At 46.0% G+C, this 18,108-nt stretch carries 14 protein-coding genes and 1 pseudogene; 6 read left to right on the top strand and 9 right to left on the bottom strand.

All coding sequences use genetic code 11. The annotated features are described in order from the left end of the window. Positions 1 to 5: 5 nt before the first annotated feature. From LFX25_RS16660 to LFX25_RS16635, 6 genes and pseudogenes are all read right to left on the bottom strand, one after another. A complete protein-coding gene (locus LFX25_RS16660; protein ID WP_118964438.1) occupies positions 6 to 1,079 on the bottom strand; it encodes an alpha/beta fold hydrolase in 1,074 nt (357 codons plus the stop codon). A gap of 93 nt (positions 1,080 to 1,172) precedes the next feature. Then, positions 1,173 to 1,703, bottom strand: a complete 531-nt coding sequence (gene msrA / locus LFX25_RS16655) for a peptide-methionine (S)-S-oxide reductase MsrA (protein WP_118964437.1) — start codon at positions 1,701 to 1,703, stop codon at positions 1,173 to 1,175. A gap of 64 nt (positions 1,704 to 1,767) precedes the next feature. Beyond that, positions 1,768 to 2,790 (bottom strand): annotated as a pseudogene (locus LFX25_RS16650) (porin); the annotation flags it as partial. Positions 2,791 to 3,345: 555 nt separating this feature from the next. Continuing rightward, on the bottom strand, positions 3,346 to 4,494 hold the full coding sequence (locus LFX25_RS16645; RefSeq protein ID WP_238731241.1) for a hypothetical protein: 1,149 nt from the start codon (positions 4,492 to 4,494) through the stop codon (positions 3,346 to 3,348). 13 nt (positions 4,495 to 4,507) lie between these two features. Then, positions 4,508 to 5,434, bottom strand: coding sequence for a DMT family transporter (locus tag LFX25_RS16640; protein WP_238731240.1), 927 nt, complete (start codon positions 5,432 to 5,434; stop codon positions 4,508 to 4,510). Position 5,435: 1 nt separating this feature from the next. Then, on the bottom strand, positions 5,436 to 5,849 hold the full coding sequence (locus tag LFX25_RS16635) for a MerR family transcriptional regulator (protein WP_238731239.1): 414 nt from the start codon (positions 5,847 to 5,849) through the stop codon (positions 5,436 to 5,438). A gap of 121 nt (positions 5,850 to 5,970) precedes the next feature. Between LFX25_RS16635 and LFX25_RS16630 the strand changes: the two genes are divergently transcribed. The 4 genes from LFX25_RS16630 (at position 5,971) to LFX25_RS16615 (ending at position 12,455) form a co-directional block, all read left to right on the top strand. Continuing rightward, a complete protein-coding gene (locus LFX25_RS16630) occupies positions 5,971 to 9,408 on the top strand; it encodes a hypothetical protein (protein ID WP_238731238.1) in 3,438 nt (1,145 codons plus the stop codon). A gap of 70 nt (positions 9,409 to 9,478) precedes the next feature. Next, complete coding sequence (locus tag LFX25_RS16625) at positions 9,479 to 9,700, top strand: hypothetical protein (protein ID WP_238731237.1); 222 nt, start codon at positions 9,479 to 9,481, stop codon at positions 9,698 to 9,700. 75 nt (positions 9,701 to 9,775) lie between these two features. Then, positions 9,776 to 11,488, top strand: coding sequence for an acyl-CoA dehydrogenase family protein (locus LFX25_RS16620; protein WP_238731236.1), 1,713 nt, complete (start codon positions 9,776 to 9,778; stop codon positions 11,486 to 11,488). A gap of 310 nt (positions 11,489 to 11,798) precedes the next feature. Continuing rightward, a complete protein-coding gene (locus LFX25_RS16615) occupies positions 11,799 to 12,455 on the top strand; it encodes a CatB-related O-acetyltransferase (protein WP_238731235.1) in 657 nt (218 codons plus the stop codon). 99 nt (positions 12,456 to 12,554) lie between these two features. Here LFX25_RS16615 and LFX25_RS16610 read toward each other — a convergent pair whose 3' ends face one another. Next, positions 12,555 to 12,911 carry a hypothetical protein gene (locus LFX25_RS16610; protein WP_238731234.1) on the bottom strand — a complete coding sequence of 119 codons (357 nt, stop codon included), beginning with the start codon at positions 12,909 to 12,911 and terminating at the stop codon, positions 12,555 to 12,557. A 255-nt stretch (positions 12,912 to 13,166) separates the two neighbouring features. Between LFX25_RS16610 and LFX25_RS16605 the strand changes: the two genes are divergently transcribed. Beyond that, positions 13,167 to 13,961 carry an SDR family NAD(P)-dependent oxidoreductase gene (locus tag LFX25_RS16605; RefSeq protein WP_238731233.1) on the top strand — a complete coding sequence of 265 codons (795 nt, stop codon included), beginning with the start codon at positions 13,167 to 13,169 and terminating at the stop codon, positions 13,959 to 13,961. Between the two features lie 17 nt (positions 13,962 to 13,978). Here LFX25_RS16605 and map read toward each other — a convergent pair whose 3' ends face one another. After that, a complete protein-coding gene (gene map / locus LFX25_RS16600) occupies positions 13,979 to 14,737 on the bottom strand; it encodes a type I methionyl aminopeptidase (protein ID WP_238731232.1) in 759 nt (252 codons plus the stop codon). Between the two features lie 220 nt (positions 14,738 to 14,957). Between map and LFX25_RS16595 the strand changes: the two genes are divergently transcribed. Beyond that, positions 14,958 to 15,980: a cyclic nucleotide-binding domain-containing protein gene (locus LFX25_RS16595; protein WP_238731231.1), complete on the top strand. Its 1,023-nt coding sequence runs from the start codon at positions 14,958 to 14,960 to the stop codon at positions 15,978 to 15,980. 13 nt (positions 15,981 to 15,993) lie between these two features. Here the strand turns inward: LFX25_RS16595 and amt are convergent, their stop codons facing one another. Then, positions 15,994 to 18,099 (bottom strand): ammonium transporter, encoded by a 2,106-nt coding sequence (gene amt, locus LFX25_RS16590; protein WP_238731230.1) that lies wholly within the window; start codon positions 18,097 to 18,099, stop codon positions 15,994 to 15,996. Positions 18,100 to 18,108 lie beyond the last annotated feature (9 nt).

The raw sequence follows: 18,108 nt of genomic DNA, 5'->3' as shown, positions 1-18,108 counted from the left end.
TTCGATTAGTTTCTTTTATCCAGCCATGCGACGAGAGGAACGAAAACGTCTCTGTCCGCATTCTTCCCGACGATCAAATCGGTGTGACCGTAGTCGTCGGAATGATTGTTCGATCTAGACGCGATGAACAACGTTTTATCTTCGGAACCGATATTGTCGTATGCGTAACGAAGAGAATAAGACATTCCTAATTTATCCCTTCTTCCGGCGATCAACAAGGTCGGAATTTTGATATTCTTGAGTCCGTTCGAATACGAGATCTTGTGATCCAAGCTGCGGATTTCCCCGCTTTCGGCCAGATCTTTGAACTGTAGAATTTCGTTCTTTGCGCCGGGGTTGATCGACGTCGTTTTTACGTCGGAAAGAATCGAAGATTCGATGTTCGGTTTGTGCCAGAAAAGTTCTTCGAACGATTTTTGAGGAAGAAACGGAATTCCCGTTCCTCCTTGGATTCCGGCCCAGGTTTCGGCGGGAACCACCGGCCAAAGATTCATCAGCCAAGTTAAGGAAGTCCAGCGTTTGAGCGCGGAATTCGGGGGGTCCATGATCGCGGGCGATCCGATCGCTACGAAGTTCGCGATTCGTTTTTCGCCGAGGCTTCCGATTCTGGAATAGATGATCATCCCGCCCATGCTGTGACCGACCCAGTTTACCTTATCTTTTCCGGTCGCATTTAACACGTGTTTGATGGCCGCGTCTACGTCGTATCGGATATAATCGTCCATGCTGTATGAAAACGTCTTATCTCCGAAGAATAAGGAAGGATAACCCGCGTCCCTTCTTCCTCTCAGATCCAACAACCAAACGTCGTATCCTTCCTTTTGAAGTCTTCCCACGATGGAACTTTTCTCGTTGATCTTAAGATAGGTTCTGTTTGCGATCAATCCGTGACAGAGAATCACGGGATATTTTTTTGGCGGATGACCCGCTAACGGAGGAAAGTGTTCGAGAGTTAAATCCCAACCGTCTTCCGTTTTGGGATGATGCATTTCACCTTGCAGCTGAATGCTCGCCTTACACTGGGAAAGAAAAATTCCCAGAAAAAGAATCCAGAATGTTCTTCGAATTTTCGCGTTCATTGAAGAAGCAGTTTATCGTTGGTACCAAGAGGATCAAGTAGAATTTAAGATTCAAACTTGTTCCTCTTCTTTTGCGAAAACTCGAAACGAATATTAGGAATTTACCTTTTTGACCTTAAAGCCGGTCTTAAGATATTTATCGATCTTCGGTTTAACAACGTAGTGGCAATACGGTTGTCCCGGATTGGATCGAAAATAATTCTGATGGTAATTCTCCGCCGGAAAGAATTCTTTCAGAGGTTCGACCTGCGTTACGATCGGATCCGAAAAATGCGAGCCGGCTTTTTGAATCGATTCTTCCGCTTGTCGTTTTTGTTCGGGAGAATGATAGAGAATGATGGAACGATACTGCGTTCCCACGTCGTTTCCTTGTCGGTTTAACGTAGTAGGGTCGTGACAGATCCAGAATATCTCCAAAATTTCGGGATAGGAAATCACCTTCGGATCGAACGTGATTTGAACGACTTCCGCGTGTCCGGTCGTTCCCGAACATACGGAACGATAATCGGGGTTGTTCGTATGTCCCGCGGAGTAACCGGATACGATGGTTTCCACTCCATCCACCATTTGATACACTCCTTCGAGACACCAAAAACAGCCGCCGCCTAATGTTGCTTGTTCCATACCTTACGATTCGAACCGCAATGCGAAAGGTTTCAAGAAGTTTCCTCTTTATTAAAAAACGATTTTATATCTTTATGGAAACCGCAAAAACAACGAACTTCTCCTCCTTGGAATTCGATTTGTCCCGGTCGAACACGGCGTCGTACGAACGGAAATATCTTCCTTCGAGACGGACCATCGCGTTTTCGTTCGGGATATAATCCAAGGTCAGGGTCGCGCCGGACGTCAGGAATCCGTTCTTCGTCGCGGTCGTGACGATCGTCTGTTCGGGATCGTACATTCTTTCGAGGCGGACCGAGGTTCGGAAGACTTCGATCGGTCGGTAAGTGATCCAAAACGTTCCATGATACCACTGCCGATACGCGTTGACTCCGGGATCGGGAACGCGCTGAATCCCAACGTCCCCCGACGCCGCGACAATGAAGAATTTCGTAAAATTGTATTGGAATATTATATTATTATAATATCTTGTCTGGCGCGGCTGATTGTCCGGCGCTTCGTTCCCCACGAAGGTGTTGTGGACGACCTTGAACTTATCCGTGAATTTGTATTCGATCTGCGTTCCGATCGCTTTGTCACGGTTGGTTTCGGTGATATTGGACCATCCGTTCATCAGATGGAGTTGAAAGGAAAGTTTTTCGGAATATTGATACGAAAGACGAAAGCCGCTTGAATAATACGGAACGTAGTCGAGGGCAAGCGCGCGGGTATAATTCCAGTTCGAATGCGAGATCCAGCTTTCGAGCCCGATATTCCCGAAATAAATTCCCGCGTCCAACCAGAGATTCTTTGCGAGTTTGATTCCCGCATAGCCTTCTTGAATGTTGCGAACGGAAACCTGATTGGAATTTTTTTCGGAACTGACTTCGGCTTTATAGTTTGAGTTCACCGAATTTCCGAATTGAAACGCGAGTCTTCCTCTGTATCGATCTGTTTCGATTTTACCGTCGATATGCGCTAAGTTGACGTTGATCTCGTCCCAACGCGCGGGTTGCGTCAGATATTTGTTGTCTCTCGAAGTCGGGCGATACGGATTGTGCGCGTAATACGAATCGACAAAAAATCCGAATTGGGGAAGGTGTTTGTTGTCCTGTTCTTTTTCCGAATCGGATTTTGCGGAAGGATTATTTCCATTTTTTGAATATTCCGGATTTTGCACGGATTCCGCGGGGATCCGTGTTTTTTTGGAGAAATCCTTTTTGTCGGCGGGGTCGTTTTCTTTATTGGGAGCGGACTCTTCGTTTTCCTCTTTTTGTTCCTGAGAGTAAAGCGTTCCTATGTCCGAGGTCACGTCGGCAAAAACGATCAGCGCAAGAATTAGGAATAAGTTCCGGATGGGACGGCGATCGGAATTCTTTTTTGCTTTCGAAAAAAAAGAATCCGATTCTTTTCCGATCGAAGATCGGGGGTCATAGATCGATGTTCGTCGAGATTCTAACTGAGAAAAATTCTTTTTTTGGTTCATGATTGAATCTTAATGAATCGATCTCAAAATGCAAGAGGTCGGTCTCGAATCTCCGATAAGGAAACCGCTCTTTTAAGTTAAGAAAGAATTAAGATTCTGCATTCGACACCTTTAAAAATCCAGCTAAAAAGAAGGATCGTTTCCGAAATCGTCGGAAACGGTCCCTGAGTAATCATTTTAAAATTTTGCTACGTAACCCAGACTCACGATAAAGTGATGTTTGGGAAGGTGTTGCTGCTGATAGGAGTTCAGCAGATAGTTCTTGGAAGCAGTATCCAAAGCGAGGGATTGGATTGCGGAAGTCATCGTCTGGTTGTAAGTCCCGTGAATTTTGGACGGGTCCGTTTCTTTGCCGTCGTTCGCGTTCGTATCGGAAGCGACTCCCGTAGGTTTCGAGTAGACGCGGTCGTTGTCAAAAAGATATTGATCCGGTCTATAAACGTCGCTCACGCTTACGTTGACGTCCTTGAAGTTCAGTTGAACTTTTGCGGTGACATCCGTGACTCCCGATCTGCGATCGGTGTTGTTGTTGAAATATTGATAACCGACTTGCATCCCCGGTGTGAGTTTCCAATCCTTTGTAAGCTCGTATTCGTGACTGATCGCTGCTCTGTGATGACTGTTTCCCTGATTGACCCCGTTCGTTTCCGAAGACACGCGGAAGTTGGAAACGAGTTCCGGTTTGAGGTAACTCAAATACGAAGGCTTCCAACCAAAAGTATAATTAAAAAGACTCGCGTTTGAAGGATAGTTCGCGCTGTTCACCGTTAAGAATCCGGTAAAGAACTGACCGATCGAAGTATTCCATTCGTAAACGATCTGACCGATAAAATAATCCCTAACGCCGTTGTTTTCCTTTCGAGGGCGAACCTGATTCGGATCGTAACCGAGCTGACCGGATTGCAGGGATTGAACCACCTTGTTCGTTTCATCCGGACCACCGGGGTTCGATTGGTAAAAGAAGTCGTTGTCCGTGTTGTTTCTTCCGATCAACGGGTTCGCCGAAATCAAATTTAAACGGAAGCCGGGAATCGGAGTGAAAAAATTCACGAACGTTCCCAAAATCAAACCCTGAGAAAAATCGGAATACGATTCGTTGTTTCTACGGCTGAGTCTTTCGCCGAATAAACTGTTTCCTAAAACGAAGACGTCGTTGGAAAGGGACTGACTGAAGCCGAACTCGGGTTTTTTATCCGTCGCCTTTGGAAGATTTTGCGCGTTGTCCTCCGGAATCCCGGAGTTGATATCCGGACTTTGTTTGTCTTGCGCGGAAATCGAAGTTGCGATAAGAAGAAGTGGAAGAATAACTCTAATTATATGTTTCATTTTTTTTGTTCCGTTAATTCGCCGCGGACGTTTTTATCTCCGGGCTCGTTTGTATTTTTTTCGCGCTTGAGTTGACCACGAAAATTCCGGTAATCACGAGAAGAGCCCCGAGAATATCGAAGACGTTCGGAGATTCTCCCAAAAACCAAGTCGTTACCATCGCGACGACCGGAACCAAGTTTCCGAATATGGCCGCCTTATCGGGACCCACTTTTTGAATTCCGTAATTCCAAAATAGATAACCGAAAAACGTCGTGAACACGGCCATATAAAGAATCGCAAACCAAGCGTTGATCGGAAGAACGGACCAGTCTAAATTCGATTCTCCCGAAAAGAGAAGAAACAAGACCAAGGCGATCATTCCGAAAAAAGAAGTGAAAGTTGTTATCTGGATCGTGGAAACTCCTTTGAGATATTTTTTGATTCCTACCGAATAAAACGCCCAACAGATCGCGGCGAGAAAGATGTAAACGATTCCTTTTCCTTCCAGGATATGTCCGAGCGCGGCCCAGTTACCGTCGGAGATGACCAGAAGAACTCCTGAAAAGGAGACTAACGTTCCGAAACATTGGATCCACGTGATCTTCGTTTTCAACAGAAAGTAGGAAAGAAACGCGGTGATTGCGGGGCCGAGTGCGATCACGATCGCCGCGTTTACCGGGGAAGCGTTCTTCATTCCTAAAAAGAAAAACGAGTTGAATCCGAAAACTCCCGCGATTCCGAGGAGAAGCAGACTTTTGAGATGTTCTCTGTCGACTTTGAGAAGTTTTTTATCCGTAAAGAATACGAAGGCGAACAACAACACGGAAGCGATCGCGAAACGAACGGCTCCGGTCTGTGCGGGGGTGAAGTGGTATAACGCTTGTTTGGCGACTTCGAAAGTCGTACCGGTGATCAGCGCGAAAAATATCAGAAAAAGATACGGCCTGAATGATTTCATCTTAATTTTGTTCCTCTTGGGAAAGACGTGTTTCGAATTCCTTGATTTTGTTTTTTGTGAGTTTGATCGTAATCTCTAGATCCTTCTTTTTTTGTTCCAGAGTCGCGAGGTGAGAAGAAAGAATTCGGATTCTTTTGTTCAAAGGAGGTTTCAGGTTTTCACCTCTGGACATCTTTTCCAAAAGACATCCTTCCTTTAGGAATTCCTTAATATCCTTCAGAGGCATGTTGAGTTCTTTGAGAGTTTTAATGTATTTTAGATAATTCAAATCCCTTTGAGAATACTTCCGATCTTTTCCATGATTTCTTTCCGGCTTAGGAAGAATCCCCATCTTTTCGTAATAGCGCAGAGTATGCTGACTGAAATTCGTCATCTCTGAAATTCTGGAGATACTGAGTGAGAGAGGTTGGTTCAAGAGGATTCTCCTTAAATCTAAAAGTTGGACGAACCTAGAGTCTACTCTAGGTGAGTAAAGGTTCAAAAAAATTCGATTTTAAAAAAGAATCAAAAAAAGATTTCGTTTTTGTTATGTTTTTATGACACAGAAATCGATTCCCTCCTTTACAAAAACCGATCTTTCCTCCGGGAAGTTGGCCGAAATCATAGCCGATCGGATGTTGGTGAAACAGTCGTATCGCGATTCTTTTTGGAAAGCGTTCGAATCCAAAAAAAAGAAAAAGCTTACCTCCGCATTCTTGGATCAATTCGAAAAACTGCACGGGTTTCGTCCTCCCGAAGAAATTCTGGAATGGGAAAACGTCCGCATCGCCTATCAGGAAATCATGTACAACGTGAGCGATATTTGGAATATGATCGATCACGGAAGCGGACTTCAGGACGAGGAGGACTACGAAGAAAATTACGAAGAGGAGCTCGACGAACAGGACGAAGACGAAGAAGGAGATTCTTATCCCGATTACAGAGCGGTCTCATTCCAAAAATTCCTTCTAAGTCAATCGAATACGATCGAAGAAAAAGTGAACGCTTTGATCGGATCGTATCAAGGTTTGATGTTTTTATTTACAGGAGTCGCTCATTTCGGATCGGACGGAGGAGGGGACAGTTGCTGGGTCAATCTCCTTCCGCACGCGGAAGGTTCCGCGGAAGTACATCGTTACAATCACGAAATCGGAGAACTCGAAGACGAACCGTTTTTTTCCATCAGCCATTTTATCGCCGCAAATTGGTCGAACGAAGACGACGACTACGACGATGACGAAGATGAGGAAGAGGACGATGAAGAATCCGTTCCGGATATAAGAGTAGAATCCGTGATGGATTCTAAGGTTATCAAACAATACGAAAAAGAAGCGCAGAAGAAATACGATCAAAGACCTTTTTACACAAAATCCTTAGACCTTTTTGAAAGAACGTCTTGGTTGCTCGGACACAGCTACGGAGATCCGGCTTACGCGTATGCGGAAAAACTCGCTTCCGCACCGAACTTTAAGGATTGGGAGGAAGAAAAAAAGCTCCTAAGTAAATCGCATTCTCTTGCCGCGTATTGGATGCTCGCGCACTACTTTATGAAAAATGAAAGCGCTTGCCGCGAAGCTTGCGAACTTTCCCAAAAACTTCCGGGTGAAATTCTTCCCGCGCTCGCAAAGAAGATTCTTTCTCTTCTCGACGGTAAAAGCGATTCGATCGGGAAATTGAATGCGAAGAAACTTCAGGAATTACGCGAACAGACCTTCCGCAACTGCGACTCGAAGCAGATCGAACCGGCCAATCGAAAACGTTTGGAAGAAGCGACGGGACTTGCCGGAAAGAAAAAGATCTCGACCGCCGATCTCAAAAAAAGAATTCAAAACGGAGACGATCCTTTGTCGATCCTGGAAGAATTTCCGGAGGACGTGGAAACGCACGACTTTCTTTTAAAGGAGATCGGTAAAAAGGATACGAAGTTTGGTAAACTCGTAGAGCAATATTTCAAAGAAAGAACGGATTCGAGTTATAACGAATGGCCCTATAAAAAAGAGGATTTGGATCCGCGGCTCTCTCTTCCCGTGTCGGCGGCCTTTCGTCAGGGATTGCATTACGATTCCGAAAACAAAAAAGCATACGCAGGAATCATCAAAACATTAGGAAAATTTGATGATGCGAACGCGATGAGCGCGTTTCGGGACGCGATTCAAAAATTGAAACAAGACGACAAACGTCTGGAAGAGGTGATCGAATGCGTTTTGGACAGCGAACGGGAAGAAGCGCTTACGATTCTTACCGAAGCAGCTTGGAAATTTTTCGAGACGATGGACGCAGCTTTGGAAAAAAAGAAGAAGGTGCAGGACGAAGGGCCGAACCTCAACAATATCTTTACCGTTTTCAGTTATTTGCAACGTGCCTTGAACGAACGTCTTCTCACCGGCGATGAGGAATCGGGAAAACTTGCGAACAAAGTTCTTACCTACCGCAACCAACTCAGCATTTTCGGAATCGCATTGGGATATTCTTTCGCCGTTTCCGCAAAGCTCGGCTTTAAAGAAAATCTGGAATACATTCGCACCTATCTGGAAATGGGTTCGGAGATTAAGGGAAGCGGAGGACGCGATTCTTATCTTGAATTCAATCAGTTGGTCAATCTTTCCGAGGGCGCGATGGCTTGGACTGTTCTGGATCCGGCGTCCGCAAAAACGGGACTCAAAGAACTTTTGGACAAGGCGGAAAAGAATTCGAGCCCGGGAATTGCGATCGATCTTCAGGCTTGTTATCTTTCCGGCCTTCTTCTTTTGGAACCGAACCGGGAAGAATGGATTCAATTAGGCCATAGAATTCTCGGAAACAGAGGAGAAGAATATCGAGCTTACGGTCCGATCCGCGCCGTCGGTAAGGCGAAGATTCAGGAGTTGAAACAGCATTTGTATTATCACGTTTATGCCGATCCGAATCCGATGGTGGATTACACTTGGACTTACATAGAACACGTTGCGCGTCATTCCTGGTTTCAACTGACGGAAAAGGAATTGCCTCCTTTCGACGACGATGACGAATATGCGAATCGGCTCGCAAAAAATCCGAAGGACCTTCCCGGAGGAATTTTAAAACCGGAGAAATACAGCATTCAACACGTATTTCAGAATATTAAAGAAAAGAAATATAAGAATGCGGACGTGGTAAAGATCGGCGGACCTTGGCTGGAGGAATCGCTTCGATATTCTTGCGACGAATATCGATACGGAGGCAATTACGATCGATGGGAGGCGATGAAGGCTCTTTTTATCCAAGGCGAAGCCGCGATTCCCGTTTACGCAAAAATATTAGAACTTCCTTATGCAGGTTCGGATTGGAAATTGTATTGTCTTCAGTTTCTGAGATTTATCGAGCCGGAGGCGAACAAATGGTCTCAGGTTCTGGCGATGGACGAAAATACGATCGTTAAAATTCTTCAGACAAACCCTTCCGAATGGGCCGCTTGGGGAGATTTGTTGAGCGCGAAGTTGTTTCTTCTCAAAGGGAAGGAATCCTTCGATAACTTCTTTTCTCTGCTCAAACGAAGACTCGGTTTTACCAACCCTCACAGTTATACTTCCTCTTCGACCGAAGAAGCGCTGGCTTCGAGGTTGCCGGGAATTCTCCCTTGGTTCGGAAAGGAAGGGGATCAAACCCTGGAACGTTTGTGGCAGGAATCCAAAAAAGAATCCGAAGCTCGTTATATTCTCGATGTCGCCGCTCGGAAAAGTCCCGATTTGGAACTGAAAGAACTCCCCGAAATTTCCGAAGAAGGAATCGAACTCGAACAGAGAATCAACGGGGGAGAATACGGTCCTCGTGCTTGGATTTTTTTGAGTCCGAAAGAAGTTCGATTCGGAATCGAAGAATTTCATCTGCACAGCATTTTGGAAAACTCCAAAACGGAATCGAAATTGGATTCTTCTCTGCTTAAAAAAGATTCCGCAAAAACCTTGTCGGAACTTTGGAAGATGGCGCAAATTCTCGGTTATACGGTCGTGAAAAAGAAGCCCAAAAAAAAGCGCTAGAAATTCGCCGAGTCGTCGTTTGTCGGTCCTTTGCAATGGGGTAGGCATCGATGACAAGGAATCTGCGGAAATGAGAACGGGGAACGACGAAAGATGTGTAAGTCTCGTCGAAACCCCGATCGATTCTGCGGAGGTCGCGGTTGATTCTTGGAAATTGGTCGGAAGTCCGGCGGCTTTCCCCGAATTTACGGGGTTCGTTCCTGCGCTTCCCGTAGGAGTTCCCACAAAATCGGCGCCGAGTTCACGAAACAAACGCTCGGCGTCGGTAAAACTTCCTTTTGTCTCGTTTTAAAATGTGGGAACTCCCACATTTTTCCTTTTCTCCCCCTTTCCGATCGCTTACACTGGTGGAATCCACGGAGGTTCCATGATTCAGAACAATTATTTTTCGGACACACAGGATATTCAGGATCATTTCGAACACATTCTCCCCTGGACAGAAATCATACTCGATTACGAAGGCGATTTTTCCGATAGCTCCGACGGAGGTCCGACCAACCCATCCGAAGCGAAAGAATATTATAAAACCGTGTTGGAGACGGTGGGCGATCTCGCCGGAAATATTCTTTCGCCGCACGTGGCGGAACTCGATCGCGAAGGGCTCAAATTCAAAGACGGTAAGGTCGAGTTCCCGCCGAAGATGCTCGAACTTGTCGCAAAGGTGGTCGAAGCCGGAGTACAAGCCTACGGATTTTCCAGAAAATACGGCGGACTCGGAATTCCCTGGTCAGTGAAATCATTCATTTCAGAAATCTTTTATAGAGTGGACGCGTCACTCGCCATTGCCATCGGCTGCGTGAACCTTGCCGAAATCGTGGAACGTCACGCGAGCCAAGCTATGAAGGACGAATGGATTCCCCGCCTCGCAGCGGGAGAATTCGTCTGCGCGATGGGATTGACCGAACCCGATCACGGATCGGACCTACCGAACCTTCGAACCAAGGCGACCAAGGATTCGAACGGGAACTGGGTCTTAAACGGAACGAAACGATTCATCACGCACGGATGCGGATTCGGAGACATACCCGCGATTCTTTTAACTCTTGCACGTTCGGGAGAAGTCGGCTCCGGCGCGAGAGGGCTTTCTTTCTTTTTGGTCCAAAGCACGGACGTTCAGATCGCCGGAATCGAACACAAACTCGGACTTCATTGTTCGCCGACTTGCGAGGTCGTATTCGAAAATTCTCCCGGACTTTTGATCGGGGAAGAAGGATACGGACTCGTAAAATACACGATGGGTATGTTGAACGGAGCAAGAATGGGAATCGCTCAACAATCCACCGGACTTGCGACCGCGGCATATTATGAAGCTCTAAAATACGCAAAGGAAAGAATTCAGTTCGGCCGACCGTTGATCGAAATTCCCGCGGTCAAAAAAATCGTCGACCGAATCGAAAGGGAAACGATCGCGATGCGTTGTCTAACGTTGGAAGGTTCTCGCGTAATGGATCGTTATTACTGGAGGGCGATGCGTTTGGAAAAACAAGGAGCGAGCGAAAAGGAAGCGAAGAACGATACGGTGGTTCGTTACTGGGAAAAGATCGCGAACGTGCTTACTCCGATCAGCAAATTCTATTGTTCCGAATCCTGTTTGAAGGTCGTCAGCGATGCGCTTCAAATTCACGGAGGATCGGGTTATACCGAAGACTACGATATCGCAAGAATCTATCGCGACGCGAGAATCACCACGATCTACGACGGAACTTCTCAGATCCAGATCAACGCAAGCATCGGAGGAATCACTTCCGGTTTGACTCATACCTTCGGAGAATATTTATCCGAACTCGTAAATCAGTCGGACTCATCCCTCACTCATAAATTGTTCCACGGATTTCAGGAACTGGTCGGGTTATACAAAGACCTTCCTCGAAGAGAGGACAAGGATACTTACGCGGAAGAAATCGTTTTTACTTGTTCGAGACTTTTAGCGGGGATGCTTCTAGAAATTTCCTGCAGAAGAATTCCCGAAGACCGCAAACAAATCCGTCTTAAACACGCGAAGGATTATCATCTTGATACTCTTTCCGCGCTGGAAGGAAATCTTGCAAAACTCAAAGAGGTAAGCGGAGTCCCCGCTTAAACTTCTTCGGTCGTTCAATTTCGGAATTGACTTGGAAATAGGATGGATCCAATCTGGATCCATCATGAGCCTGTAAAACCCGCCTCGATTTCGGGAATATTCTGTTTTCCGAATATTCTCTTTTGCTTTTCAATTTAAATAAAAGAAGAATCGCTACTTCGTTTCCGAGGAGGCGGGGCCGAACTTTTATCGGCAAACCCGTTTTCCAAATTCGTACTTACGCTTCCTAAAAAGAGCCCGGTCGATTGCGTTGGCAACGAGCGATTTCGAACAGTTACCCGTGTTCCCTTTTGCGATGGGAGGTTTATCCATGCAAGATGTAAATTCGAATTCATACGGACCCGATCCGTCCACGCCGCATCCGTTTCCTCAATTTTCGAGAATCGGATTCTTAAAAAACTTCATTCGATCTCCTTGGATCGAAGTGGGAGATTATACCTATTACGACGATCCCGATGGGGCCGAACATTTTGAAACGAAGAATGTTCTGTATCATTACGACTTTCGAGGCGATAAACTCATGATCGGAAAGTTTTGTGCGATCGCGACCGGCGTGAAGTTCATCATGAACGGGGCTAATCACAAGATGGATGCGTTCTCTACTTATCCGTTTGCGATTTTCGGAAATGGATGGGAAAAGGTCATGCCCCGACCGGAAGACTTTCCGGATAAAGGAAACACGATCGTCGGCAACGACGTTTGGATCGGAACCAACGCGGTGATTCTTCCCGGCATAAAAATCGGGAATGGCGCGATCATCGGTGCGTATTCGGTCGTGGCGCGAGACGTTCCGGATTATGCGATCGTCGGCGGAAACTCCGCTCGGGTGATTCGAGAACGATTTCCTCAGGACGTTAAAGAGAAACTCTTAAAGTTGCAGTGGTGGAATTGGCCTCCGGAAAGGATCACGGCTTCCTTGGAGTTCTTGACGAATCTCGATTTCGAAAAATTGGAAGAATTCGCTTAACAAAAAAGATTTCGGCTTATTTTGTGATTTCGCTTAACAAAGTAAGCTGTTCTTTCCTGCATCGTAGAGCCGACGCAATCTCGCCCGCAAAAAAAAACTCTATTCCATTTTTTGAATGCAGGAACGATTTTTTCGATCGAAAGGATTCTCCACTTTTGAAGCGTTCGTAATCCATTGTTTACCGGATTTCGAACAATGATAAAGAACGGCTCCGGAGCGATCGTGATAACCGATCACTTCCTTTAAAAGAGCGACGAGTTCCGAGTAGAGTTTTCGTTTTGCAGACGGATCGGAAGTTTTTCCGAGTTCGATCAAGATCGGAAGCGCTTTGCGGAAAATTTCCGAATCTTTTTCTTTTTCTCCGCCTTGTCGAAGCAGTGTTTCAAGGGCTTCCACCGAGGTCGGTCCGGGATTTTCAAGGTCGATTTGATCGGTGAGTTTCGAAAATTCTTCCAAAACGAAACCGGGTTTTCCTTTATGCGCAAAAACGGAGTGGAAACAAACAAAGATAAGTGAGATAAAGACGATTCTAAGATTTTGAAATTTCGGATACATGGCCGTATTTTATTCAAAACACATCCCTTAGGAAGCATTTTGCTAAACGGACGGGGAAATTATAAGATCGGTCGATAGAATTTCCTAATTCGTTTAACATGAATCGGAATTCGTCGAAATGATAATTCTGAAGATTTGGAATGGAAGGAAAAGAATATGAAATACGAAGTCGCTTTAATTACGGGCGCCTCCGGCGGACTCGGAAGAGAGTTTTCAAAACAACTCGCAGAACGGGGAACGAACCTGATTCTAACCGATATTTCCGCCGCTTCACTCAAAGCTCTACAAAGTGAATTGGAGAAAAAATACAAGATCAAAGTGGAAGCGGTAGCCGCGGACCTTTTCAGCGAGGAAGGAAGAGAAAAGATCGTTTCCTATATAACCCGCAAAAAAATAAAACCGGATCTTCTCGTGAATAACGCGGGACTCGGATATATCGGAGATTTTGCAACCGAACCGGAATCGAGCTTTTTGACTACGATTCGAGTGAATGTAGAAGGACTCGTGCATCTTACTCGGAAAATTCTTCCTCTTTTTTTGGAACAGGGTAAGGGAAGAATTCTAAACTTAGCCTCGAGCGCTTCGTTTCAACCCGTTCCGTATTTTACGATTTACGCCGCATCCAAAGTGTTTGTCGTATATTTCACGGAAGGGCTGAGCCGGGAACTTATTGGAAGCGGAGTCACTGTACATGCGGTTTGTCCGGGGCCGATTCGAACTCCATTTTTTTCCAAAGCATTTCCGGCCGGGTTTCGAACGCCCGAGTTTATATGGCTCACGCCGGAAAATGTCGTAAGAACCGCTCTTACTGGAATGGACAAGAATCGAACGATAATCGTTGTAGGATTGGTCAATAAAATTCAAAAATTCTTAGCCTCGCTTCTGCCGATCGGATTTTCAGCTTGGTTGGGTTCTTTGTTGTTTTCCGTCGGAAAGGGTAGAAAGAATTAGAATTTTTGAATATCTTTTTAAACTCCGTTACTCGCCGTTAAAAGAATCGGCTTGTCGTCCGTAACGACGATCGTATGTTCCTGTTGCGCGACGTAGCTTCCGTCGCGAGTGACCAGCGTCCAACCGTCCGAAGTCTCCAAAGCGATTTCGGATTTGGTTGAAATGAACGTCTCGATCGCAAGGACCATGCCGGATTTTAATTGTTGAGAATAACGTTTGTCCTCGTAACAAGGAATGTATTTCGGGGCTTCATGCAGGCTCGAACCGGTTCCATGTCCCATGAGATTTTTGATGACTGTGAATCCGTAAGACTTCGCTTCTTCGTGGATTGCTCTTCCGATATCGCTGATTTTATTTCCGGTCTTTGCGGCCGACAAACCCTTGTAAAGCGAGGTTCGGGAACAATCGACTAATGAATTTAAAACGGGATGACCTTGTCCTAAAAGGAAGGAACTTCCGTTGTCGCCGAAATAACCGTCTAACTCGGCCGAAACATCGATGTTGATGAGATCCCCGTCTTTCAGGATTTTTTTGGAGGACGGAACTCCGTGCGCGATCTCGCGGTTCACGCTGATGCAAGTCGCACCGGGAAAGTTGTATGTAATCGCGGGGGCGGATCGAGCGCCATATTGTTTCAAAAGTTTTAGTCCGAATTCATCCAGTTCTTTCGTGGACATTCCGGACTTGGCAAAGGATTTCATTTCTTTCAGAACGAGTCCGACGATTTTGCCGATTTTTTTGAGTCCGATCAGATCTTTTTCCGTTTCGATAGACATACGATTTCTCCGTCCCCAGCTTTTCCCTCGTTGATTTCACGTCAATGGATTCTAAATCGAATTCTCCATTTAAAAAATGATATGACCGCTGTTATCATAAGACAATCGGTAATCCTTTCGGGTTAATCGGGAGAATGCGGCCCTTTTTTTAAAAATAGTTTAAGAATCCCATCAATTGATTCGTCTCTTTCTTTAAAATTTAATATAAGAATTCGTAACGATGCCACCTGAATCACCGAACTTACTCAATCACATTCAACCGATCGATTATTCAAAAGGCCAGATTATCTTTCGTCAGGGAGATCAATCCAAGGATCAGATGTTTTTTATCTCCAAAGGTTCCGTCGTTCTTTCCGAAACCGTGGATCACAAAGAGCGTGCGATTTGCCGCATCAGCGAGAATAATTTTTTCGGGGAAATGGCGCTATTGACCGGAGGAAAAAGAACCGCCTCCGCAATCGCGGCATCCGACGGAACTCGTTTGATTTCCTTGGACAGCAGCATCATCGAGAATATGATTCACAAAAATCCCAAGTTTATGTTTCGGCTTTTATTAACCGCCGCAAGCAGGCATTATAGGGAAGAATTGAATTTCACGAAACTTAGTTCTTTTATTAAGATCGATCCGTCTGATTTGGAATTTGCGAACGATTATGAAACATGCAGAATTCATAATTTAGGAGTTATTACGAAAATTTACGGACATCTCAGCAATTATTATTCTCCCGGAAAATACGTTTTTCATTCGGGAGAACCCGCGTCCGAAAAACTTTGGTTCGTTTTGCAAGGAAAGCTGGTGTTAAGCAAGGTGGCAAAAGACGGGACCGAATCCGAAATCCGCGATTATCACCCCGGAGATCTTCTCGATCTTTCGTCTTTGATCGGTTCCAATCCGAGAGTTTTTTCCGTAAAAGCGGTGGACGACGTCGCCGTGATCACTTCGATCGATCGAAATCTTTTGTATCGAGTTCTTACCTTAAATTCGAAACTTTTCTTCAACGTCTTTAAGACGATCGTCTATGACTTTACGATTTTGAATCACTGTTTCAAGCTCAGTAAAGAAGCCCAAGCGAATCTTGGGAACGCACCATCCGAAGCCGTGGCCGCCGTAGCGCAGGAAGCGGTAAGCGAAGAAGTCAACGGAGAAGGATTGGACAAATTAGCGGAGCAGGCATCGAACGCGAGCGACGCGGAGTTGCAGACCGCGGCTTCCGATCCGGAACCGGAAACCGCAAATTCATAACATTAGAAATTTATTATGTTCTAAATCCGAAGAATAATTCCTCGGAGGGGGATTTTTTTCGCTCGGTCAGGATGAACGTATCGACTTTTCCTTTTCCTTTGATTTCGACGTCTTCTCTTTTCTCCATCGAGAATTCTTCAGAAATCAGATTCGCAGTCGACGGAGTGACTTGGATTTGTCCGCTGAGTCCGTGCGATTCCATTCTGCTCGCTACGTTGACCGCGTCTCCCCAAATGTCATAGATGAATTTTTTGGTTCCGATCACTCCGGCTACGACCGGCCCTGTGTTGATTCCGATCCTCATATCCAATTTAAGATTTCCTTCTCGGATTCGGAATCGTTTCAATAGATCCATCATTTCCCAAGCCATATGAGCGATCGCTAATGTATGATTCTGCCTCGGCTGAGGAAGTCCGCCCACGACCATGTAGGCGTCTCCGATCGTTTTGATCTTTTCCAATCCGTATTTTTCCGCCATCAGATCGAAGGCGGAAAATACCTTGTTTAAAATCCGCACCACCTTTTCGGGGTGGAATTTTCCCGCTATTTCGGTAAAACCCACGATATCCGCGAAAAGGATCGTCGCCTCGTTAAAACTCTGCGCGATTACGGAACTGTCCTTTTTGAGTTTATCGGCGATCGGTTTCGGCAATACGTTTAACAATAACTTCTCGGCTCTTTCCTGTTCCTTCTGAACTTTCGCGTAAGCCTTTGCCAATTCCTTCCTAGCTCTTTCGTTTTCTTCCAAAGTGTTTCGGACGGTTCCGAGAACCTGATTGTAACGGTTCGCGATCTGACCGACTTCGGTAAACGGTTCTACCGGTACGTCGTAACTCAAATCTCCGGTCCGTTTCTGATGTTCCATTACTAAAAAGAGATCGATGAGTTCGGTGGTCGCCTTGTGTTCGGAGATGTTGAGTCCCTGGTATTCTTCCTCCGGATCCACTCTGAGTTTAAAGAATCGATTGATGATCGAAAAAAGAATATAAGAAGTTCCGAATGCGAACGCTCCGATCGATACGATTCCCACCAATTGAATCTGAATTTGCCCCCATCGAGTCAGACCCGAGTTGAGGATCTGGAGATTTCCGAAAACCCCCACACAGAGCGTTCCGAAAATTCCCATTCCTAAGTGAACCGGAACCGCGCCGACCGCGTCGTCAATTTTCAGTTTTTCTAATATATCTTCGATGGGGGAAACGAGCATCCCCGCAAAAAGTCCGATGACTCCCGCTTCCACAGCGTTCACAACGTTCGCACAGGCGGTGATCGCCACGAGTCCTCCGAGAGATCCGTTTAACGGGAGAACCGCATCCGGATATCCTTTACGGAACCATCCGATAAACAAACCGGAAAACATCGCGGCTCCCGAAGCGAGAACCGTATTCAGTAAAACCGTGGGAACGTGACGGTCGAAAGCGAGCGTGCTTCCTCCGTTGAATCCGAACCAGCCGACCCAAAGAATAATTCCGCCTAACATTGCTAAGGGGAGATTGCTTCCCGTCACTTTTCGCGGTGCTTCTCCTTCCACGAATCTTCCGGCGCGCGGACCGACCACGAGCAAAAACGCGAGAGCAACCCAACCACCGACGCTGTGAACGACGGACGATCCGGCAAAATCACGAAAACCTAATACGGATAACCATCCGTGGGTTTCGGATTGATACAATCCAGCCCAGACCCAATGTCCCGCGATCGGATAGATAAAACCGGAAATGAGTATGGTCGATATGACGTAAGAAACGAATTTCAATCGTTCGGCGATCGCACCGGAAACGATCGTCGCGGCTGTTCCGCAAAAAACCAATTGAAACAGAAAGAATGCCGGGCTCCAAACGTCGTCCGGAGGAAACACAGGAAGATACCAGGATGTTCCCACGATTCCTTTCCAGGAATTTCCGAACATCAGACCGAATCCTATGAACCAAAAGAGGACCGTTGCGATTCCGAAGTCGGCGATGTTTTTGATCGCAACGTTGATCGAATTCTTTGCCCGAGTGAGACCGGATTCTAAGATTAAAAATCCGCCCTGCATCAATAGAACCAAACCCGAGCAGAGTAAGATCCACAAAACGTCCGTTAGTGTTTTTTCAGTCGCGCCCATAAACATCAAATGCATGCATACTTC

This window comes from Leptospira sanjuanensis, assembly GCF_022267325.1.
Taxonomy (GTDB): domain Bacteria; phylum Spirochaetota; class Leptospiria; order Leptospirales; family Leptospiraceae; genus Leptospira; species Leptospira sanjuanensis.
This window is presented reverse-complemented; position numbering and strand designations above follow the sequence as displayed.